At 67.4% G+C, this 19,562-nt stretch carries 22 protein-coding genes; 8 read left to right on the forward strand and 14 right to left on the reverse strand.

Annotated features, from left to right (window positions below):
- Positions 1–19 precede the first annotated feature (19 nt).
- The 4 genes from phnD to phnN all read left to right on the forward strand — a co-directional run bounded on the left by phnD (position 20) and on the right by phnN (position 3,787).
- Positions 20–1,027, forward strand: coding sequence for a phosphonate ABC transporter substrate-binding protein (gene phnD / locus GTW51_RS17775; protein WP_163045407.1), 1,008 nt, complete (start codon positions 20–22; stop codon positions 1,025–1,027).
- Positions 1,028–1,137: 110 nt separating this feature from the next.
- A complete protein-coding gene (gene phnE, locus GTW51_RS17780) occupies positions 1,138–1,959 on the forward strand; it encodes a phosphonate ABC transporter, permease protein PhnE (protein WP_163045408.1) in 822 nt (273 codons plus the stop codon).
- Positions 1,960–2,037: 78 nt separating this feature from the next.
- Complete coding sequence (locus tag GTW51_RS17785; RefSeq protein ID WP_163045409.1) at positions 2,038–3,177, forward strand: alpha-D-ribose 1-methylphosphonate 5-triphosphate diphosphatase; 1,140 nt, start codon at positions 2,038–2,040, stop codon at positions 3,175–3,177.
- On the forward strand, positions 3,167–3,787 hold the full coding sequence (phnN, locus tag GTW51_RS17790) for a phosphonate metabolism protein/1,5-bisphosphokinase (PRPP-forming) PhnN (protein WP_343034052.1): 621 nt from the start codon (positions 3,167–3,169) through the stop codon (positions 3,785–3,787). Before GTW51_RS17785 ends, phnN begins: the two co-directional genes overlap by 11 nt.
- 90 nt (positions 3,788–3,877) lie before the next feature.
- Here phnN and GTW51_RS17795 read toward each other — a convergent pair whose 3' ends face one another.
- The 11 genes from GTW51_RS17795 to GTW51_RS17845 all read right to left on the reverse strand — a co-directional run bounded on the left by GTW51_RS17795 (position 3,878) and on the right by GTW51_RS17845 (position 13,358).
- Complete coding sequence (locus tag GTW51_RS17795; protein ID WP_163045410.1) at positions 3,878–4,966, reverse strand: YeeE/YedE thiosulfate transporter family protein; 1,089 nt, start codon at positions 4,964–4,966, stop codon at positions 3,878–3,880.
- A 215-nt stretch (positions 4,967–5,181) separates the two neighbouring features.
- Entirely contained in the window at positions 5,182–5,703 is a 522-nt protein-coding gene (locus tag GTW51_RS17800; protein ID WP_163045411.1) for a DsrE family protein, read from the reverse strand.
- Between the two features lie 50 nt (positions 5,704–5,753).
- Entirely contained in the window at positions 5,754–6,443 is a 690-nt protein-coding gene (locus GTW51_RS17805; RefSeq protein ID WP_163045412.1) for a c-type cytochrome, read from the reverse strand.
- The gene (soxC, locus tag GTW51_RS17810) at positions 6,427–7,695 is read right to left on the reverse strand and encodes a sulfite dehydrogenase (protein ID WP_163045449.1); all 1,269 of its coding nucleotides are present in this window, start codon (positions 7,693–7,695) and stop codon (positions 6,427–6,429) included. The genes GTW51_RS17805 and soxC overlap by 17 nt, the downstream gene beginning before the upstream one ends.
- Before the next feature lie 93 nt (positions 7,696–7,788).
- On the reverse strand, positions 7,789–9,483 hold the full coding sequence (gene soxB / locus GTW51_RS17815; protein WP_163045413.1) for a thiosulfohydrolase SoxB: 1,695 nt from the start codon (positions 9,481–9,483) through the stop codon (positions 7,789–7,791).
- A gap of 80 nt (positions 9,484–9,563) precedes the next feature.
- Positions 9,564–10,430, reverse strand: coding sequence for a sulfur oxidation c-type cytochrome SoxA (soxA, locus tag GTW51_RS17820; protein ID WP_203566159.1), 867 nt, complete (start codon positions 10,428–10,430; stop codon positions 9,564–9,566).
- Between the two features lie 74 nt (positions 10,431–10,504).
- The gene (gene soxZ / locus GTW51_RS17825) at positions 10,505–10,831 is read right to left on the reverse strand and encodes a thiosulfate oxidation carrier complex protein SoxZ (protein ID WP_163045414.1); all 327 of its coding nucleotides are present in this window, start codon (positions 10,829–10,831) and stop codon (positions 10,505–10,507) included.
- Positions 10,832–10,916: 85 nt separating this feature from the next.
- Entirely contained in the window at positions 10,917–11,372 is a 456-nt protein-coding gene (gene soxY / locus GTW51_RS17830) for a thiosulfate oxidation carrier protein SoxY (RefSeq protein ID WP_163045415.1), read from the reverse strand.
- A gap of 13 nt (positions 11,373–11,385) precedes the next feature.
- Positions 11,386–11,844, reverse strand: coding sequence for a sulfur oxidation c-type cytochrome SoxX (gene soxX, locus GTW51_RS17835; protein ID WP_163045451.1), 459 nt, complete (start codon positions 11,842–11,844; stop codon positions 11,386–11,388).
- 153 nt (positions 11,845–11,997) lie between these two features.
- Complete coding sequence (locus GTW51_RS17840; protein ID WP_425483279.1) at positions 11,998–12,579, reverse strand: SoxW family protein; 582 nt, start codon at positions 12,577–12,579, stop codon at positions 11,998–12,000.
- A gap of 44 nt (positions 12,580–12,623) precedes the next feature.
- A complete protein-coding gene (locus tag GTW51_RS17845; protein WP_163045417.1) occupies positions 12,624–13,358 on the reverse strand; it encodes a cytochrome c biogenesis CcdA family protein in 735 nt (244 codons plus the stop codon).
- Positions 13,359–13,482: 124 nt separating this feature from the next.
- On the opposite strand from GTW51_RS17845, the gene GTW51_RS17850 reads away from it, so the two are divergent.
- The 3 genes from GTW51_RS17850 (at position 13,483) to GTW51_RS17860 (ending at position 15,491) form a co-directional block, all read left to right on the forward strand.
- A complete protein-coding gene (locus GTW51_RS17850; protein ID WP_425483276.1) occupies positions 13,483–13,884 on the forward strand; it encodes a thioredoxin domain-containing protein in 402 nt (133 codons plus the stop codon).
- Positions 13,885–13,897: 13 nt separating this feature from the next.
- On the forward strand, positions 13,898–14,272 hold the full coding sequence (locus tag GTW51_RS17855) for an ArsR/SmtB family transcription factor (RefSeq protein WP_163045418.1): 375 nt from the start codon (positions 13,898–13,900) through the stop codon (positions 14,270–14,272).
- 121 nt (positions 14,273–14,393) lie between these two features.
- Positions 14,394–15,491 carry a YeeE/YedE thiosulfate transporter family protein gene (locus GTW51_RS17860; RefSeq protein WP_163045419.1) on the forward strand — a complete coding sequence of 366 codons (1,098 nt, stop codon included), beginning with the start codon at positions 14,394–14,396 and terminating at the stop codon, positions 15,489–15,491.
- A gap of 1 nt (position 15,492) precedes the next feature.
- Here GTW51_RS17860 and GTW51_RS17865 read toward each other — a convergent pair whose 3' ends face one another.
- The 3 genes from GTW51_RS17865 to hisD form a co-directional block, all read right to left on the reverse strand.
- On the reverse strand, positions 15,493–16,398 hold the full coding sequence (locus tag GTW51_RS17865) for an MBL fold metallo-hydrolase (RefSeq protein WP_163045420.1): 906 nt from the start codon (positions 16,396–16,398) through the stop codon (positions 15,493–15,495).
- An 85-nt stretch (positions 16,399–16,483) separates the two neighbouring features.
- Entirely contained in the window at positions 16,484–17,350 is an 867-nt protein-coding gene (locus GTW51_RS17870; RefSeq protein WP_163045421.1) for a formate/nitrite transporter family protein, read from the reverse strand.
- Between the two features lie 202 nt (positions 17,351–17,552).
- Positions 17,553–18,830: a histidinol dehydrogenase gene (gene hisD, locus GTW51_RS17875; protein WP_163045422.1), complete on the reverse strand. Its 1,278-nt coding sequence runs from the start codon at positions 18,828–18,830 to the stop codon at positions 17,553–17,555.
- Between the two features lie 152 nt (positions 18,831–18,982).
- Here hisD and GTW51_RS17880 point away from each other — a divergent pair, with 152 nt between their 5' ends.
- Positions 18,983–19,531: a cupin domain-containing protein gene (locus tag GTW51_RS17880; protein WP_163045423.1), complete on the forward strand. Its 549-nt coding sequence runs from the start codon at positions 18,983–18,985 to the stop codon at positions 19,529–19,531.
- The last annotated feature ends 31 nt before the right edge of the window (positions 19,532–19,562 follow it).

A 19,562-nucleotide genomic window follows, 5' to 3' on the forward strand; every position in this document is an offset into this window, starting at 1 on the left:
TCAACAGGGAAACACCCCCATGAAGACCATCCTCAAGAGCCTTGCGGCTGCCGCGCTGGCGGCCGGCCTGTCGTCCGCGGCCCTCGCCCAGGACGCCGCGCCGACCGAACTCGCATTCGGGATCATCTCCACCGAGAGCCAGCAGAACCTGCGGCCGAAATGGGAGCCGTTCCTGGCCGCCATGGAAGAGAAGACCGGCCTCGACGTGAAGCCGTTCTTCGCCTCCGACTATGCCGGCGTCATCGAGGGCATGCGCTTCGACAAGGTGCAGCTCGCCTGGTACGGCAACAAGTCGGCGATGGAAGCGGTCGACCGGGCGAACGGCGAGATCTTCGCCCAGACCGTCGCCCTCGACGGCAGCCCGGGCTACTGGTCGCTGGTCCTCGCGCCGGCCGATTCCGCGCTCACCAGCGTCGAAGACCTGCTCACCTGCGACCAGTCGCTGGATTTCGGCCTCGGTGACCCGAACTCGACCTCGGGCTATCTCGTGCCGATGACCTTCGTCTTCGCTGCCAACGGCGTCGACCCGAAGGAATGCTTCAAGAACGTCACCAACGCCAATCACGAGACCAACGCCATGGCCGTCGCCAACGGCCAGGTCGATGCGGCCGCGAACAACACCGAGAACCTGGCGCTGATCGAGAAGAACAACCCGGATGCCTTCGCCAAGATGAAGATCATCTGGAAGTCGCCCCTGATCCCGTCGGATCCGATGGTCTGGTCGACCAACCTGCCGCAGGAAACCAAGGACAAGATCAAGACCTTCTTCCTGACCTACGGCACCGACCAGTCGGACGGTGACGTGGCCGCCGAGAAGGAAGTCCTGGCCGGTCTCGAATGGGCGCCGTTCCGCGAAAGCACCAACGACCAGCTGCTGCCGATCCGGGTGATGGAGCTGTCGAAGTCGATCGCGCAAATCGAGGCCGACACCGGCAAGACCGACGAAGAGAAGAAAGCCGAGATCGCGAAGCTCGAAGCCGAAAAGGCCGGCTACGAAGCCAAGATCAAGAGCGCAGAGCAGAGCTGACATCGACCCAAAGGCGGCGGGCGCCCTGCCTGCCGCCGACTGGTTCTCGTCCACCCGGCCGGCGCCCTGACAGGGGCCGGCCGGTCCGTTTCGACCCGCAGGATGCCGCCATGACGAACGACGCGCTTTCCGTTACCCGCCCCGCCGTGCCCGACCTCAATGCCGGCCGCGACTGGTCCCGCAGCGTCTGGAACGCGGTGATCTGGGGCGGTCTCGCCCTCGGCCTGATCTGGAGCTGGGCGCCGGCCGAAATGGGCCGCTGGACCTATCTCTTCACCGATGCCGACAACATGGCGGAATACGCCAGCGGCTTCGCCAATCCCGATTTCACCGACTGGCGCTATTACGCGACGGAGATGGTGGTGACGGTCCAGATCGCGCTCTGGGGCACCGTCCTGTCGGTGCTGCTGGCGATCCCCTTCGGCATCCTCTCGGCGCACAACATGGTGCCCTGGTACATCCTCCAGCCCGCCCGCCGGCTGATGGATTTCTTCCGCGCCATCCACGAGATCGTCTGGGCGGTGCTGTTCGTCGTCGCCGTCGGCCTCGGCCCCTTTGCCGGCGTGATGGCGCTGTTCATCCACACCACCGGCATCCTCGCCAAGCTGTTCTCCGAAGCCGTCGAGGCGATCGACCCGCGGCCGGTGGAAGGCATCCGCGCCACCGGCGCGTCGAAGCTGCAGGAAGTGGTGTTCGGCGTCATCCCGCAGGTGCTGCCGCTGTGGATCTCCTATTCGCTCTACCGCTTCGAATCCAACGTCCGCGCCGCGACAGTCCTTGGCGTCATCGGGGCCGGCGGCATCGGCCAGGTGCTGTTCGAATCGGTGCGCGGCTTCTATTATCCGCAATCGGCGGCCATCCTGATCATCATCGTCGCGACGGTGGTCCTGACCGATCTCCTCTCGCAGCGGCTGCGGCGCTTCGTTACATGACGATGGGCGCTGCCCGCCTCGCAACGAAGCGGTCGCCGCCCCTCGCCTTTCGATTCCCCAGCCCAGAAGCCATCCGACATGCCTGACGAAATGATCCTGACCAATGCCCGCATCGTCACCGCCGATACGGTGATCGACGGGCATCTGGTGCTGCGCGACGGCCTAATCGCCGAGATCGGCGATGGTCCGTCGGCGACCGGCGAGGACGTCGGCGGCGACACGCTGATCCCCGGCCTGATCGAGTTGCATACCGACCATATCGAAGGCCATTTCATGCCGCGGCCGAAGGTGCTGTGGAACAAGCTGGCGGCGATCCAGGCGCATGACAACCAGATCGCCGGGTCGGGCATCACCACCGTCTTCGACGCGCTGCGGGTCGGCACCGACGAGAACGCCACGCTGACTGCCGACGACATGGCCGAGATGGGCGAGATGATCGGCCGCGCGGTGGCCGAGGACCGGGTGCGCGCCGACCACTACATCCACCTGCGCTGCGAAGTCTCCGCCGAGGACGTGCTGGCAGGCTTTCACAAGCTGGCGGTCAATCCGCGGCTCCGGCTGGTCTCGCTGATGGACCATGCGCCGGGGCAGCGGCAGTTCGCCGATCTCGGCGCCTATCGGACCTACTACCAGATGAAGCTCGGCCTCTCCGACGAAGCCTTCGAGACATTCAGCACGAAGCGGATGGGCGAATCCGCCGCGTTCGCCGAAAGCCACCGGCGGGACATCGCCGATGCCTGCCGGGAGCGCGGCATCGCGCTCGCCTCGCACGACGACGCGACGCTTGCGCATGTGGGCGAGGCATTGGCGCTGGGCACCAGCGTCGCCGAGTTCCCGACGACCGTGAAGGCCGCAGCCGCCTCGCGCGAAGCCGGTCTTCACGTGCTGATGGGCGCGCCCAACATCGTGCGCGGCGGCTCGCATTCCGGCAACGTCTCGGCGATCGAGCTGCTGCGGCTCGGCATCCTCGACATATTGTCTTCCGACTACGTGCCGTTCTCGATGCTGCAGGCGGTGTTCCACCTCGTCGACAGCGGCGAGGCGAGTCTGCCGGACGCGATCCGGCTGGTGACGCTGAACCCCGCCGACGCCGTCGGCCTCACCGACCGCGGCGCCATTGCCGTCGGCCTCCGCGCCGACCTCGTACGCGTACGTACGCACGAAGGCGAGCCGCCGGTGGTCCGGTCCGTCTGGCGCGAGGGCAACCGTGTCTCCTGACACCGATACACGGCCCACGGCCGACGCCGCGCTGACGGCGGAGCGGCCCGGCACCTTCGTCGCCGTGGTCGGACCCAGCGGCGCCGGGAAGGACACGCTGCTGGCCATGGCCGCCGAGGCGCTCGCGAACGAGCCGGACGTCGTCTTCGCCCGCCGGATCGTCACCCGCGACGCCATGACCGAGCTCGAGGATCATGACGTGATGAGCCGGCCGGACTTCGCCGAAGCCGAGGCCGCCGGCGCGTTCTGCCTGTCCTGGCATGCGCATGGCCTCGCCTACGGCCTGCCCGCCTGCCTCGACGATGCGCTGGCCTCGGGCAAGACGGTCGTCGCCAACATCTCCCGGCGCACGCTCACCGAGGCCGCCGCGCGGTTCGCCCGCCTTGCCATCGTCGAGATCACCGCGCCGAAGGCGGTGCTCGTTCAGCGCGTCGCGGCACGCGGGCGCGAGAGCCCGGACGAGGTCGCGGCGCGGATCGCCCGCCAGGTCGAGCTGGAAGTTCCGGCCTGCGCCGAGGCGTTCCACCGCATCATGAACGACGGCGCGGCCCGCGAGGGATGCGAGAGGCTGGTGGCGATTCTGATGGCGTCAGGCCGCCGCGCGGGCTGATCCGGGGCACTGCCGACCGTCATCAGGCCGTCGCACCGGTCCGCAGCATCATCGTCGCTTTCCGCTCGTCAGGCCGGCTTACGCCCGGCGTTATGACGCGGCGACGGCATCGCATGCGGGCGCCGCAATGGCCTGGCGGTCCACGAAGCGATCCGCCACCGCGGCGCCGGCGATCATCGAGCCCAGCCCGACCAGCGACGAGACGGCGAGCACCGAGCCGCCGGTCAGGCCAGCGCCGATGGTGCAGCCGACGGCGAGGATGCCGCCGAAGCCCATCAGGGCGGCGCCCGCCGTATAGCGCAGGATCGACGGGGTACCCGGCTCGGAGAAGGTCACCACCCGGAATTCCCGGAAGGCGACGGCCGCGAGGAAGGCGGCGACCAGCGTGCCGATCAGGACGCCCTGGTCGAGGCCGGCAAAGGCGTCGGGGCTGACGGCGAGCGCGCTCGTCGTCGCCAGCGGCCTTATGTAGGAGAGGCTCTCGGCCTGGATCGGCTCGAAGACCTGCAGCGACAGCTGGTAGGTGAAGTACCATCCGGCGACGACGCTGGCGCCGACGCCGATGCCGCCGAGGACGCGCCAGGCCGAGGCGCGGACGGCGAAGGCGATCGCCAGTGCGACGAGGGCGAGGACGCCGCCGACGACGAGGCCGGCCGACGGGCCAAGCCCGGCATGCGCCAGGAGGTCGTTGCCGCCGATCGCCGCGGTGCTCCACAGCCCGCCCGCCGTATCACGCAGCGGCACAAGCAGGCCAGCATAAGTGGCATAGCCGACGATCGCGATCACCAGCGACATGTAGAGCGCCCGCAGATTGCCGGATGCGGCGAGGATCAGCATGCGCGAGACACAGCCGCGCGCCAGCACCATGCCGATGCCGAACAGCGTGCCGCCGATCAGCGCGCCGGAGAGGCTCTGCGCGGTGGAGAAGAACCGCGTGTCGCGCACGTCCAGATAGCCGTAGTTCAGCAGCAGCTGGACGCCGAGCACCGCGGCGGCAAAGCCGGCCGCCCAGGTGGCGAGCGCGGCGTAATCGCGCCTGCGAGTGACATCCAGCACCGCCGAGCGGGTGCAGAAGGCGCTGCGTTGCGCGAAGAAGCCGAAGAGGCTGCCAATGACGATGCCGCCGACGAGCGCCGTGGCGTTCTCGCCGATGAGATCGATCAGGGGGATGAAGTCCATGGCGAGAAATCCTGCCGGTTGCCGCTCCGGCGAAGATATGCGGATAAGCGAATATGTTCAGGCCACAGATGTGCCCGAGCTGCCGGTTCAGCGAACCAGTTTCCTGCCGCTTATCACAATGTTGGATTCTGGTTCCAGAGGCCCCTTTGGCCGGGACCGAACCAAGGGCTGCGCCGGTCGCCAGAGCGCACCCTTGTCGGCATTCGGCCGGCCCGTCAGGGCTTGACGATGGTGAAGCCTTCCTCGTCGAGGCGGATCAGCTCGGCGACACCGGCCTCCACCACCTCGGCGAAGGGGACGATCTCCGGCCGGCTGCCTTCCTCGCGCTCGAGCGTGTCGAGCGTGTTGCCGCAGGCGACGAAGGCGACGTTCGGCATGCTCTGGTCGAAGGAGGTCAGCCGCTCCATCACCGGCGTCCTGTCCGGGCGGAGCATGGTCAGGCCGGGACCGTAGACGACGATGCGGATGTCGATCTCCTCGGCCTTGTCGGAATAGAACCGCGAGACATTGGCGGCGATGTCCAGCGCCGAGCGCATCGCCGCCTCGTCGTCGTCGGAGACCTGCAGCGCCAGACGGTGCGTGACGAAGCCGCCGTCATCCTCGGCGGGCTGGGCGGCGGCGGGCAGCACCGCGAAGGGGGCGGCTACCATCGCGGCGAGCGCCAGCATCAGGCCTGCGGCGGGCAGGCGGAACCCGGTGGCGCGGGCCGCGCGAAGCAGACGAAAGGATCGAAACATGGCCAGCTACTCCCGATGCGGCGGACGGCAGCGGGCAAGGCCCCGCGTCCTCAGTCCACCTGTCCGCCGGCGGCGCCCTCGCTGTCGGGGGTCACGTCGAGCACCTGCGCCCGCATGGTGATCTCCGCAGGAGCCGGCTTGCAGTCGACCATACAGGGTTCGGCCCCTGTCTTGTAGTGCGCTTCCTGTTCCCGGTCATCGGGGACGAACGCGCCGGCATTGGGCATTTCGATCGAGGTGAAGTTCTCGTTGGAGAGCTCGAAATCCTCGTCCGTGACGATGTCGTTGAGGTAGAGGACGTAGGCGGTCAGCGCGTAGACCTCGTCGTCGCCGAGCGTCTGGGCGCTGCCGAAGGGCATCGCCCGGTGGATGTAGTCGTAGACCGTCGACAGATACGGCCAGTAGGAGCCGATGGTCTTTTCCGGGCGCGCGCGGGTCAGCGTGTCGAAACCGCCGGCCAGCACCGGCCAGCGATCCCGCCCCTCGCCGAAATCGCCGTGGCACGACGCGCATTGCATCTCGAAGATCGCTTCGCCTTCCAGCACCGTGCCGCTGCCGACGGGAAGCCCCTGCCCGTCCGGCCGGACGTCGATGTCCCAGGCGGCGACCTCGGACTCCGTGGCGACGCGGCCGAGCCCGAGCGGAGCGCCGGCGGGCTCCTCCGCCGATACCGCGACGATGCCCGCCGCGCCGGCGGCGATCAGTCCGGCGAGGAACAGGGCCTCAGGAAACTTCGACATTTTCGAGCCCTCCGTCCGCGGTCAGAAGCCAGGTCTGGATGCCGTTGTTGTGGTAGATCGAGTTGTCGCCGCGCGCGGCCCGCAGCTCGTTCTTGGTCGGCTGGACGAAACCGCGATCGTCGACGGCGCGGGACTGCAGCAGCAGCTGCGAGCCGTCCCATTCGAAATCGTAGTAGAAGCGGTGCAGCGCCATCGGCAGGCTCGGCCCGTCGATCCGTGCCTCGTGCCAGTTCCGCCCGCCGTCGAGCGTAACGTCGACCCGGTCGATGCGGCCATTGCCGGACCAGGCAAGGCCGGTGACCACCGTGCGGCCCTTGCCGTGGGTGATCGGCGCCTGCGGGCTCGGATTGGTGATGACCGACTTCACCTCCATGCCCCAGGTGAACTTGCGGGCCTTGCCGCTGGCGAGAAGGTCGGTGTATTTCGACGTCTCTTCCCGGTGCTCCCAGGGCTGGTCGCCGACCTCGAGGCGGCGGAGCCACTTGACCCACATATTGCCTTCCCAGCCGGGCACAACCAGGCGCACCGGATAGCCCTGTTCGGGCCGCAGCGCCTCGCCGTTCATCTTCCAGGCGACGAGACAGTCGTCGAGCGCCTTTTCCATCGGGATCGAGCGGGTCATCGCGGACGCGTCGGCGCCCTCGGCGAGCAGCCACTTGCCGGCAGTCTTCACGCCCGCCTCCTCCAGGAGGTAGCGCAGCGGCGTGCCGGTATACATCACGCAGTGGATCATGCCGTGGGTGAACTGGCAGCCGTTCAGCTGGGCGCCGCGCCACTCCATGCCGCTGTTGGCCGCGCATTCGAGGAAATAGACGCGGTTCTCGCGGGGAAAGCGCTTCAGATCGTCCATGGTGAAGACCAGCGGCCGGTCGACGAGGCCGTTGATCATCAGCCGGTGCTCGTCCGGCGGGATCTCGGCGATGCCGGCGTGATGGCGCTCGAAGCAGAGCCCGTTCGGCGTGATGATGCCGTCGAGATCGTGCAGCGGCGTGAAGCTGACCGAACTGGTCGCATCGGCGGTCAGCCACGGCACGTCGCGGCGCACGACCCCGGCTTCGAAGGACGACGGCGTCCCGTAGGGGCGCGCGACGACGCCCTCGCCGAGATAGCTGTTCCAGTCCTTCAGCTCGGTGATCGCCGGGTCGCCGCCTTCGGCCGCCCGCGAACCGCCGGTTCCGGCAAAGGCTGCCGCGCCGCCCAGCGCCAGACTGCGCATGAGGAAGCTTCGGCGGGAGGTTCCCTCCCCGGTCATTCCTGCCCTGTCAGTCATCGGCCACCTCCCGACATAGAATTATATGATATTTTGCATATATCAGCGCGCGGCGTGCCTGTCGACCGTCCCGTGTCAGCCCTTGACCGTCACGCTGCGATTTTCCTCCGGCGAAACGGTCGGATTCTTCGCCAGGTAGCTTTCCACCACGTCCCAGATCGCCGGCCCTTCGGTGCCCTCGTTCACCGACGCCCAGCCGGTGACGACGTAGTCGCGGCCGGCCTCGATCGGCGCCTTGGTCTTGAGCACGGTCATGTCGGTGATCCGCGAGCCGATCGTCCTGGTCGGATCGATGGCGAAGCCGAGACCGCCGACGCGGACCATGTCGCCGCCCTGCTGGTAATAGGGATCGGCATTGAAGAGATTGTCGGCGACATCCTCCAGGATGGTCTTCAGCATCTCGCCGCTCATCGTGTTGCGATAGACGGCCGGATAGGTCATGGCGCAGACCGTGTGCAGGTCCTCGACGGTGATGTCGCTGTCCACCGGCAGCGACGTGCCCCAGCGGAAGCCCGGCGACAGCGCGATCTCGGCGTCCTGCTCGGCGAGCAGCGCCTCGCAGATGACGTCGTCCCAGGTGCCGTTGAAATTGCCGCGGCGGTAGAGAAGCCCTTCGGTGTGGCCGATGACCCGCTGCAATTCGTCCGCATAGGGCGCGCGGACCTCGTCGATGACCGCCGCCATCTCGGCGTCCGGCGCAATGACGTCGGAGAACACCGGGATCAGCCGGTAGCGGAAATCGTTCAGCCGGCCATTGGAGACGTCGAGATCGAGCCGGCTCAGGAACTTGCCGTTCGAGCCCGACGCGATCAGCAGCGTGTTGCCGATCTTCACCGGTTCCGGCAGCGCGTCGTGGGTGTGGCCGGTCAGGATGATGTCGATGCCCGGAACCCGCGTCGCCAGCTTGCGGTCGACGTCGAAGCCGTTGTGGGAGAGCAGGACGACGAGATCGGCGCCTTCCGCCCGCGCGGCCTCGACATGCAGCGCGATCTGCTCGTCGCGGATGCCGAAGGACCAGCCGGGGATCAGCCAGGAGGGATTGGCGATCGGCGTGTAGGGGAAGGCCTGGCCGATCACGGCGATCTTCGCGCCGCCGCGCTCGATCATCTTCCAGGCCTCGAAGGCCGGCTCGTCCCATTCATTGTCGAAGATGTTCGAGCCGAGGAACGGGAAGGCCAGGGAGTCGATCGCCTCCTGCACCCGGTCGGTGCCATAGGTGAACTCCCAGTGCCCGGTCATGGCGTCGGGCGCCAGCACGTTCATCGCCGTGATCATGTCGGCGCCGGCGGTCTTGTTGGCGGTGTAGCTGCCCTGCCAGGTGTCGCCGCCGTCGAGGAGCAGCACGTTGCCTTCGCCGCGTTCGGCGCGCGCGCGGCGGACGATCGTGGCGATCCGGTCGAGGCCGCCCATCTTGCCATACTGCCGCGCCAAGGCGCCGAAATCCTCCGACGTCAGGGCGTAGGCGTCGGGCGAGCCCGGCTCAATCTGGTAAAGCTTCAGGAAGTCCGCGCCGGTCACGTGCGGCGGCAGGCCCGCCACCGCGCCGATGCCGATATTGACGGCGGGCTCGCGGAAATACACCGGCTTCAGCTGCGCGTGGATGTCTGTGACATGGAGCAGCGTCACGTTGCCGAAATCGGCGGCGCCGAGCAAATCGTCCTCGGTCAGCCGCTGCTGCGCGGCGGCCCGGGACCAGCGGCCCGACAGGCCGGATCCCGTCAGCGCCCCCAGTGCCACCGTCGCCGTCAGGAATTCGCGTCTGGAAAACATGGGTCATCCTCCATCCGGACCGCCGAGGCGATCCGGACCGGCCGGTTCAAGGGCTGGCAGCCGGAGCTGCCGCGGATTTGCTACTGGCGCACGGCCGGCGTCTCGACCGACAGGCCCTCGCCGCGCCAGGCGGTGTAGACCTCGAGCGCCATCAGCTCGTCGGAGAAGGCTTTCGGCATTTCCGCCCGCGTATCGCGGACACAGCCGCGGAAACGGTTGTGCAGCGACACCATGCCGCCGGTGTTGAAGCGATAGGTCGGGAAGCCGTTGGTCTGGCCCTGGCTCAGATGGTCGGCGCGGATGTACTTGCCGTTGGCGCTCTCGTGGCAGGAGGCGCAGGACAGGTCGAGCTGGCCGGTGCGCAGGTAATAGCGCTCCTTGCCCTTCTCCCACCAGCTCATCATCTCGCCCTCGGCGAGGTCGATATCCACCGGCTCGCCCAGCGACTGGTGCCTGATGAAGGTGACGAGGTCCTTCTGGTCCTGCGCGTCGAACTTGTAGGGCTCGGCCTGCATGTTCTCGGTCCGGCAGGCATCGATCTGCAGCTCGAGATTAAAGGGCTTGCCGGCCTTGGCATTCCACTTCGGATAGTGGGCACCGACGCCCGCCATCGTCTCGGACGCGTCCTCGTGGCAGGTCGCGCAGGACTTGCCGGCGTCACCGTCGACCGTGTTCCAGATTTCCTCACCGCGCTCGACATTGAGCATGCCGGGATTCTCGAAGCTGTCCATCTGCGTCGCGCGGGTCTCCGCCTCGCGGTAGAGCCAGCCGGATTCCACCTGTTCGAAGGCGTGGCCGGGCGGCTCCGTCGGCGCGGGAGCGACGGTGATCATCTCCTCGCCGTCGATCGTCAGCGTCTCGTCGACGGGATCGGCATAGGCACCGGACGCCAGCGCCAGGCTGCCGAGGCAGGAAAAGCCCAAAAGGGCGATGACAGACTTGTTCAAACGGTTTTCCTCCCACGACGAGGCCAGTGCCTTACGGCCGACCCTCTTTCCTCACCCGGATGCGGATCCGGCGCCTACTGGACCTCGATCGGCTGCTCGTCCGTGTAGGTCTCGCCGTTGTCGTCCACCCAGGTGAACTTGAACGTGCCGCTCTCGGGCACCTTGGCGGTGAACTCGAAATACGGATTGGCCGACACGGCGGGATCGAGATCGCACTCGAACACCTTGGTGCCGTTGAACTCACAGGTGAACTTGTTGATGATCTGCCGCGGGATGACGTTGCCGTCGGCGTCCTTGCGCTGGCCCGATTCCATCTCGTGGCTGATCAGGGTCTTGATGGTGACGATTTCCCCGGCGCTGGCGCTCTTGGGGACTTTCACTCTCGGCTTCGGCGTTGCCATGGTCTGGTTCTCCTCATGTGACGCTCGCCGGAAGCAAGGTCACGCATCTCTCTCGATCTCGGTTCGACGGGCTCAGGGCGGGCAATCAGCCGCCGCAGCCGCCGATCGTGACCTTCACTTCCTTGCGGTCGGAAAACACCGACCCATCGTTCATCTTCGCCACCGCGATGACGTTCTGGGTCTGCGCCAGCCGGATGCGCGTCGTCGCCGTTGCGCTGCCGCTCATCGGGGTGAAGTGGAAGGTGGCGACCTCGGGGTTGGGATTGCCCTCGGCGAGGATCGTCACCGATTCCACGTAGCTGTCCTCGGTCATCGGGCTCTCCACCGTCACCGAGATCGGCACGGTGTTGCCGTTCTCGGCGATCTCCGGGGCCGTCAGGCTGATCGTACCGGTCTGCGGCTCGGTGCCGCCGGTGAAGGCGGCCAGCGCCTCCTCGGTCGCCTCGACGCTCGCGAAGGCCCGGCTCGGGGTGAAGGCGAACAGGCCGTAGGTGGCAGCGCCGGCGGACAGCGCGAAGATCTGGCGTCTCGTCATGTTCATGGAAATTTCCTTCCTAGTCGCCTTTCAGCGTCTCGAGATAGGCAACGACATCCTCGACCTGCTGGGCCGTGAGGATCGGCTTGCCCTGATATTTTTCGGCGACGTTGACGCCGACATCGAGCGTGTAGAAGCCCGGCATGACGGTCTGTTCGCCGAAGACCTGCTTGGCGTCGACCAGGATCGCGCGCAGCTGGCCCGGCTCCCAGCGATCGGCGACGCCGTTCATCTCCGGCCCGACATTGCCGTGGAACAGCTGGTCGTCGAGATCGGCATTGGCATGGCAGGCCAGGCAGTTGCCGAGGCCGCGATCCATGAAGACGCTCCGACCCTCGGCCGGGTCGCCGGCCTTGTCGGTCAGCGGATCGGCGATCTGGGCGTCGGCAAAGGATACATCGGCAGGAGCGGTCTCGGCTGCAAGGGCCAGCGGCGGCAACGCCATGGTCAGAGCAAGGCCGAGCGCGAACGGGCGCATCATGGACAAATTATACCTCCCGAATGCCGGCTTTCGTCGGCCGAAACTGCTTCGTTTTCCCGCAGTGAGTAAAGCAGTCCGGGAGAATGAATGCAAGTATTGTTATTTTCGAATGTATTGCGACTGCTCACGGTTTGCACCGCAGCGCAGCAATCACTGGCTCGACTCTATTGTGGCACCGGCCTCGGCCAGCTTGCGAGCATGATATTTCTGAAAATGCTCCTCGCCCTGGTATCCCTTTTCGCGGACCCACTGGAACATGTGCAGGAACGTCTGCTTGCCGAAGGCGCCCGGCATGGTGGCAACGGCGGCGTCGCCGGCGGTCCCTTCCGATGGGGCTGATTCCGGCATGAACAGGATCGTCGGGGTGAACACCACGCGCCAGCGCCGCGCCGCGGTCTTTTCCGCCAGCGTGCTGCCGTCGAGATCGGTGACCTCCTCGTCGCCGAAGAGATTGTACTGGACCACGTGGAAATTCGCCGCGATGTAGTCGGCGACCGCCGGGTCGGCGAGCACCTCCTCGTGCATCTGCCGGCAGTAGATGCAGCCGCGCTGCTCGAACACCAGCGCCAGGCGCTTGCCGTCGGCGCGGGCCGCCTCGATGTCGTCGGCGACGTCGCGGAATGTCAGGGTGAACCACGGCTCCTTGTGCAGCCCGTCGTCGCCCACCTCCGCGGCAGGGGCCGCCGAGGCCAGACACAACAGCGCCGCAGCGGCGAAAAAAATCTGCCTCATCATGCGCTTCTCCTCCCTTGTTTCCGGCGCGCCTGGCGCCGGACCTAGCCGATCGTGGCAAAGACCGGAAAGGTCTCCAGCAACCAGTAGGATATGGTCGCCATCTGGCCGGTGACGAACAGGATACCGGTCAGCACCAGCGCGCCACCCATGATCTTCTCGACCGTTTCCATATGCCGGCGGAACCGTGCCGCCAGAGCCAGGAACCTGGTGGCGAAGGCCGCCGCCAGCAAGAAGGGCACGCCGATCCCGAGCGAATAGGCGGCGAGCAGCCCGGCACCGCGCAGCGCCGTGTCCTGCGTGCCGGCGACGAACAGGATGGCAGCCAGGACGGGCCCGACGCAAGGCGTCCAGCCGAAGGCGAAGGCAAGGCCGATCACGTAGGCGCCGGCCGGGCCGGCCGGCTTGCGCGCCACCTGCACCCGCGCCTCGCGGTAGAGCAGCGCCAGCCGGAACACGCCGAGGAAATGCAGCCCCATGACGATGATGATGATGCCGGCAATCACCGACAGGACGTCGAACCACTCGGCGACGACCTGCCCCAGCACGCTGGCGGTGGCGCCCAGCGCCACGAAGACGGTGGTGAAGCCGGCGACGAAGGCGAGCGAGGCCAGCATGATCTGGCGCTTGACCGCCGGCTCGGCGCCGCGGTCGCGGACCTGGTCGAAGCTCAGCCCCGCCAGATAGGCGAGATAGGGCGGGACGATCGGCAGAACGCATGGCGAGACGAAGGACAAGAGCCCCGCCAGCAAGGCTGCGCCGTAGCCAACATCTAGCATTTGGACGTTTCCGGGTGCGACATTATGTGGTGCTCCCGGAAGCGCTTGTGATTGCGCCGATCCGGGCTTCGCATTAAATAGAAGAATGCATATGTTTTCATCTATTGCAAACCGGATGCTCGCGATGACACGGCCGCCCGGCCGGCGCTTCGCTCTGCTGACCACCCTGCTGCTGGCCTTCGCGGCGATGCCGGGCCGAGCGGCCCTGGCCGCCGAGCTGCTGGTGCTGGAGCGGCCCGGCTGCATCTGGTGCGAGCGCTTCGACGCCGAGATCGCGCCGGCCTATCCGGCGACGGCGGCCGGGCGCCTCGCGCCGCTGCGCCGCGTCGACCTGACCGAGCCCTGGCCGGAAGACCTCGCGGACGTCGCCAAGGAGCGGGTGACCCCGACCTTCGTGCTCGTCGAGGATGGTCAGGAGATCGCCCGGATGCGAGGCTATCCGGGGGACGCGTTCTTCTGGGGCCTTCTCGACGACATGCTGGCCAAACTGACGGGCGGCGCCGACGCGTCCGACCCAGCGATCTGATCGAGCGAGTGAATTGAGCAATCTCACCAACTGGTCCGTCCCGAAATTCGACCCCTCCACCTCGCCGGAGGAGACCGAGGCGTTCTTCGCACAGGCGCGCAAGGCAAGCGACCTCCTGAAGGCGATGTCGCACGAGATGCGGCTGGTCATCCTCTGTCTCCTGTCCGAGGGCGAACGCTCGGTAGGCGACATCGAGGCGATCCTGTCGATGCCGCAGGCGGCGGTGTCGCAGCAGCTGGCGCGGTTGCGCCTCGACCGGCTGGTGAAGACGCGCCGCGACGGGCGAACCGTCTACTACCGGCTGGCCAACGAGGAAGTCACCTCGCTGATCGGCACGCTCTACGAGCTGTTCTGCGCCCCGGTCCGCAAGAAGCGCGGCGGCGACTGACCGCTTTCGCCGGTCGCGGCCTGTATCGCGACCCTGAAACGCCGAGTCGCTTGTGACTGCTGACCAGCGGGGCTAGGCTTTCCTTCGAAGCGTTCCAAGAAGACGCTCGGGAGGCACCATCATGTTGATCGAAAGCGGCCTCGCGCTGCCGCTGGCGGGTCTCGTCGCCGGCGTGGCGATGGGCTACGTCGCGCGGCGGCACCATTTCTGCACCTTGTCCGCCCTGGAGCGGCGCTGGTACGCTGGCGACGACAACGGCGTGCGCGCCTGGGGCCTGGCGATCCTCGTCGCCATCTTCCTCACCCAGGCCCTGGTGCTCGCCGGCCTGTTCGATCCAAGCCAGAGCTTCTACCTGACGCCGAGCTTCGGCTGGACGGGCGCGGTGCTCGGCGGGCTCGCCTTCGGCTTCGGCATGGCGCTCGTCGGCACCTGCGGCTTCGGCGCGCTGGTGCGGCTCGGCGGCGGCTCGCTGGGTGGGCTGGTGGTGGTCATCGTCCTCGGCCTCGCCGCCCTCGCCACGCAGCGGGGGATCATCGCGCTCGGACGGGTCGCGATCGTCGATTCGCAGGCCGTCGATCTCACCCGGATGGGCTCGCCCGACCAGTCGCTCGGCAGCCTGATCAGCGCCGTCACCGGACGCGAGGTCTCCGCGATCGTCACGCTCGTCGTCGTCGCTTCCCTCGCCGCATGGGTGTTCCGGTCCGCCGCCTTCCGGAACGACCGCGGCAAGGTCACCGCCGGGATCGCGATCGGCGCAGCGGTCGCCTTCGGCTGGGTGGCGACGTCCTTCATCGCCGCCCGCTCCTTCGCACCGGTGCAGATCGAGAGCGCCTCCTTCGTGGTGCCGCCCGGCGACGTGATCCTGCAGCTGATCGCGGTGACGGGCGCCCTGCCCGATTACGGCGCCGGGCTCGTTCTCGGCGTGGTGCTCGGCGCCGCGGCGGCGGCCGTGCGGCGCCACGACGTGCGATGGGAAGCCTGCGACGATGCGCGCGAACTGTCGCGGCACCTCGCCGGCGCGGTGCTGATGGGGGTCGGCGGGGTGTTCGCCCTCGGCTGCACGATCGGCCAGGGCATATCCGCGGCCTCGCTGCTGACGATCTCCGCGCCGATCGCGCTGGTCTCGATCGCCGTGGGCGCGCGGCTCGGCCTCGCTTTCATTCTCGAAGGCTCGATCCGCCACGCCTTCCTGCGGATCGAGCGGGGCCCGGCCGAGTAGCTCAGGCGCTTTCGGGGACGAAGCGGAAGCCGGCGCCGGCCGTCTCAACGCGCCCGAGGCCGCCATTCGGCAGATGGAAGCCGACGAAGCGCAGCTTCTCCGACGCCAGCCGGTCGAGCAGCGCAGTACGGGTCCTGGCCGCCGTCTCGGGGTCCTGGTCGGCGGCCCAGGCAAGGTCCGGCCGGGCAAACGAGATCGGATCGTTGATGATCGCATCGCCGACCACCATCACCGGCGCGTCCGCCCCGTGCAGCACGAAGGCGCAGTGGCCCGGCGTATGGCCGAAGGCGGCGACCGCCTCGATGCCGGAGATCACCTCCGTGCCGGGCTTGAACAGCGTGCTGCGTTCCTCGATCGCGTCGAAACGGCTGCGGGCGCCGATGACGAAAACCTGGCGGTCTTCCGGCATCTCGGAAAGCGCGGCGTCGGAGCGCCAGTAGTCCCACTCCGTCTGGCAGACATGGAATGCCGCATTGGCGAAGGGCACCTCGTCGAAATCGTCGAGGACGCCCCAGATGTGGTCGGGATGGGCGTGGGTGAAGATGACGTCCGTCACCGCGGCCGGGTCGATGCCGGCGGCGTCCAGGCTCTCGGGCAGCTTGCCGGCGCTCGGCATGAAGTTCGTGCCCGCGCCGGCGTCGAACAGGACGAGCCGGTCCCCGCTGCGATGCAGCGTGAGAATGCAGGGCGAGGCGAGCGTCGTGCCGAGCGCGCCGCGATCGACGCCGATCTCCTGGAGCACTTCGGCGGAAATACCCCGAAGAACGAAGTCCGTGGGCATTTCGAGATGGCCGTCGCTGAGCGTCGTCAGCGCGTCGCTCGCCGCCGACGCGCCGAAGCGCGAGCCGAGCCCGAGCGATCCGGCCAGGGCGGCGGCCCCGATCGTGAAGCGTCGTCTGGTGAGCATGATGTCCCCCCTGCAGCTGCCCTCAGATTGCAGGCGCATGATATATAGAAAATTTCACATGTATAGACGGCGAGCCGGCGTCGCCTCAACCCTTGATATGGGGTCGGAATTCCGGAGCGACCTGGCCGAAGTTGAAGCATGCGACCAGGAACACGCCCCCCAGCGTGTTTCCCAGGATCGTCGGCAGGAAGAAACGGAAGGCGTAGTCGTGGAGCGAGGCTTCGCCGATATGCACCAGATACGAGGCCTCGACCGATCCGGCGATGATGTGGGCGAGATGGGCCACGGCCACGACATAGGTCACGATGATGATCACGAAGGGCCTGGAATCGCCGGAAGCCGGCATGAGCCAGACCATCAGGGCAATGAGCCATCCGGCGAACACCGCCTTGAGGAACATCGACCCGAAGGGTGAGGCCATGGTGCTTCGGGAGAACTCGGCGAGGGCCGCCTTCATCTCCGTGTCGAACAGCGGCGTGAAGGCGAGGACCGCCGAGAAGATCCACGTCGCCGCGATGTTGGCGGCGAGGACGATTCCCCAGAGCCGCAACACCCGCCAGAGTCGATACCAGCTCGGCCCGCGCAGCAACGGCAGGATCGGCGTCAGCGTGTTCTCGGTGAAAAGCTGCTGGCGACCGAGCACGACGATGAGAAAGCCCACCGTGTAGCCGAGCGACGTCAGGAGATGACGCCAAGGCGTATCCGGCAGGGACACCATGAAGACTGCCGGCACGACGACCGAGAAGCCGATGGAGAGGCCCGCTGCCAGTCCGGACATCATCAGGGCAAAGCCGGTTCGATCGAGTTCCCGCTCGCCCTCCGCCCGGATGGTCTCGTGGATGAGGGTCGCGCTCGGCCGGCTCTGATGGTCGACCGCCCGCCGCTCCTCGGTATTGAGATCCTCCGCGTCGGACGCCGGGCTCAGGCGGTTCTCATGCACGTCCTGATCCATCGGGCGACTTTCTGAACGGGCGCCGCTCGGCCGTTACGGTGCGTTTTCTCAAGAGGGCGGCGCGGCGCCAGCGAATACACGGGACACGAAATGCCCCGTGGGTTCTGCATCTGGAAGGCTGCGCCTGTTCGACTAGCCCCGCTCGGGTTTACTGGTTCTTGCGCGGCAGGCGACCCGCCGTCGCCAGGCCGCCCCCGCCGGGTCACCGCTGCCGGAAGGCCGCGGCGCGGCGGTGGCCTTCGAGGCCCTCGGCCGCGCTCTGGCGCACCGCCGGGGGCGCGACGGCCGCGACGCCGCGCTCGTCCAGCCACTGGTGGGTGCAGATCTTGACGAAAGAGCCCACCCAGAGCCCGCCCGTGTAGCGGCCGGCGGCCATCGTCGGCAGCGTGTGGTTGGTGCCACAGCATTTGTCGGAATAGACGACGCTCGCCAAGGGCCCGATGAACAGCGAGCCGTAATTGCGCAGCCTGGCGGCGGTCGCCTGAGGGTCGGCGGTGTGCACCTGCAGGTGCTCGGCGGCGATGAAATCCGAATAGGCAATCATCGTCGCCTCGTCGGCGCAGACCGCGATCTCGCCGTAGTCGCGCCAGGCCGGCCCTGCCACGTTGGCGGTGGACAGGTCGAGGAGCTGGCGCTCGACGGCTTCCAGCGTCGCCTCGGCGAGCGCGCGATCGGTGGTGATCAGCCCGACTCGCGTGCGGATGTCGTGCTCGGCTTGGGCCAGCATGTCGGTGGCGATCATCTCCGGATCGCCGGTATGGTCGGCCACGGTGAAGATCTCGCTCGGCCCGGCCAGCTGATCGATCCCGACCGGACCGAAGACCTGGCGCTTGGCCTCGTTGACGAAGGCGTTGCCGGGTCCGACGATCTTGTCGACGGCGGGGATGGTCTCGGTGCCGAACGCCATCGCAGCGATCGCCTGCGCCCCGCCGACGAGGAAGATCCGGTCCGCGCCGGCGAGATGGCAGCCGGCGATCATCGCCGGATGGGCGGTCGGCGGCAGGCAGGCGATCACCTCCTCGCAGCCGGCGACCCTGGCCGGCACGATCGTCATCACGGGCGCGGACAGCAGCGGGTAACGCCCGCCGGGGACATAGGCGCCGATGCGCCGGATCGGGATGACCCGGTGGCCGAGATGCAGCCCCGGCAGCGGCTCGGATTCGAGCGGCAGGATCGTCGCCAGCTGGGCTTCGGCAAAGGCCCGGACGCGCTCGATGGCAAATTCCGTGTCGGCGCGCGTCTGCGGGTCGAGGGCCGCGAGGGCTGCCTGTCGCTGTTCCTGCGTTACCTCGAATTCCTGCAGGTCCGAGCCGTCGAACTCCCTGGCGTAGTCGCGGACCGCTGCATCGCCGCGTTCACGGACATTGCCGAGGATCGTCTTCACCAGCGCCTCGATCGAGGCCGTGTCCGACACGGCATCGCGCTGCACGGCTTTGACGAAAGTGATCTTGTCGGCGAAAACCGGATCGAGCCTGGTCATTCTGCTGCCCATCGAGCGAGGAAGTGGGCGTCAGAATTGCGGAAAGCCGGCCGCCGTGCCATGGCGTCGGGCCGGCCGTTGATTATTCTGCATGGAATACGCGCCTGGACAGGCCGGACTTCCTGCCATGCGACCAGATCGGGAGGAAGCATATGCCGAAGATCGGGGCGAAACTGCTGGAGCTGCGTCGCCGCCGCGACCTGACGGTCCGCGAGGTCGCCAGTCGTTCGGGCCTGTCGCCATCGACCATCAGCCTGATCGAGCGCGACAGGATGAGCCCGTCCGTCAACACGATCGGCGCGATCCTCGACGTCCTCGGCTCCACCCTGAACGGCTTCTTCGCCAGCCTCGAATCGACGGTCGGCTATTCGCCGTTCTACCAGTCCGCCGATCTGGTCGAGATCGGCAACCCCAAGAGCATTTCCTACCGGATGATCGGGGTGAACCACCCGAACCGGGACATCCTGATCCTGCACGAACGCTACGTTCCCGGCGCCGATACGGGCGAGGCCTTCGCGCATCCCGCGCACGAGGGCGGCATGGTCATCGCCGGCTCGGTGGAGTTGACCGTCGGCGGCGCGACGCGAACGCTGCAGACCGGGGACGGCTACTATTTCGACAGCCGGGAACGGCACCGTTTCCGCAACACCGGCGACGAACCCGCCGAGATCGTCAGCGCCATCTCGCCGCCGACCTACTAGCGTTGCTTTTACTGAACAGACGAAGCGCCCG

The organism is Aurantimonas aggregata (genome assembly GCF_010500835.1).
Lineage (GTDB): Bacteria > Pseudomonadota > Alphaproteobacteria > Rhizobiales > Rhizobiaceae > Aurantimonas > Aurantimonas aggregata.

What these genes read in the sequence shown, in the direction of transcription:
- phnD (WP_163045407.1), top strand. Translation starts at nt 20, where the DNA reads ATGAAGACCATCCTCAAGAGCCTTGCGGCTGCCGCGCTGGCGGCCGGC.
- phnE (WP_163045408.1), top strand. Translation starts at nt 1,138, where the DNA reads ATGACGAACGACGCGCTTTCCGTTACCCGCCCCGCCGTGCCCGACCTC.
- GTW51_RS17785 (WP_163045409.1), top strand. Translation starts at nt 2,038, where the DNA reads ATGCCTGACGAAATGATCCTGACCAATGCCCGCATCGTCACCGCCGAT.
- GTW51_RS17795 (WP_163045410.1), bottom strand. Translation starts at nt 4,966, where the DNA reads ATGGACTTCATCCCCCTGATCGATCTCATCGGCGAGAACGCCACGGCG.
- GTW51_RS17800 (WP_163045411.1), bottom strand. Translation starts at nt 5,703, where the DNA reads ATGTTTCGATCCTTTCGTCTGCTTCGCGCGGCCCGCGCCACCGGGTTC.
- GTW51_RS17805 (WP_163045412.1), bottom strand. Translation starts at nt 6,443, where the DNA reads ATGTCGAAGTTTCCTGAGGCCCTGTTCCTCGCCGGACTGATCGCCGCC.
- soxC (WP_163045449.1), bottom strand. Translation starts at nt 7,695, where the DNA reads ATGACCGGGGAGGGAACCTCCCGCCGAAGCTTCCTCATGCGCAGTCTG.
- soxB (WP_163045413.1), bottom strand. Translation starts at nt 9,483, where the DNA reads ATGTTTTCCAGACGCGAATTCCTGACGGCGACGGTGGCACTGGGGGCG.
- soxZ (WP_163045414.1), bottom strand. Translation starts at nt 10,831, where the DNA reads ATGGCAACGCCGAAGCCGAGAGTGAAAGTCCCCAAGAGCGCCAGCGCC.
- soxY (WP_163045415.1), bottom strand. Translation starts at nt 11,372, where the DNA reads ATGAACATGACGAGACGCCAGATCTTCGCGCTGTCCGCCGGCGCTGCC.
- soxX (WP_163045451.1), bottom strand. Translation starts at nt 11,844, where the DNA reads ATGCGCCCGTTCGCGCTCGGCCTTGCTCTGACCATGGCGTTGCCGCCG.
- GTW51_RS17840 (WP_425483279.1), bottom strand. Translation starts at nt 12,579, where the DNA reads ATGAGGCAGATTTTTTTCGCCGCTGCGGCGCTGTTGTGTCTGGCCTCG.
- GTW51_RS17845 (WP_163045417.1), bottom strand. Translation starts at nt 13,358, where the DNA reads ATGCTAGATGTTGGCTACGGCGCAGCCTTGCTGGCGGGGCTCTTGTCC.
- GTW51_RS17850 (WP_425483276.1), top strand. Translation starts at nt 13,483, where the DNA reads ATGACACGGCCGCCCGGCCGGCGCTTCGCTCTGCTGACCACCCTGCTG.
- GTW51_RS17860 (WP_163045419.1), top strand. Translation starts at nt 14,394, where the DNA reads ATGTTGATCGAAAGCGGCCTCGCGCTGCCGCTGGCGGGTCTCGTCGCC.
- GTW51_RS17865 (WP_163045420.1), bottom strand. Translation starts at nt 16,398, where the DNA reads ATGCTCACCAGACGACGCTTCACGATCGGGGCCGCCGCCCTGGCCGGA.
- GTW51_RS17870 (WP_163045421.1), bottom strand. Translation starts at nt 17,350, where the DNA reads ATGGATCAGGACGTGCATGAGAACCGCCTGAGCCCGGCGTCCGACGCG.
- hisD (WP_163045422.1), bottom strand. Translation starts at nt 18,830, where the DNA reads ATGACCAGGCTCGATCCGGTTTTCGCCGACAAGATCACTTTCGTCAAA.
- GTW51_RS17880 (WP_163045423.1), top strand. Translation starts at nt 18,983, where the DNA reads ATGCCGAAGATCGGGGCGAAACTGCTGGAGCTGCGTCGCCGCCGCGAC.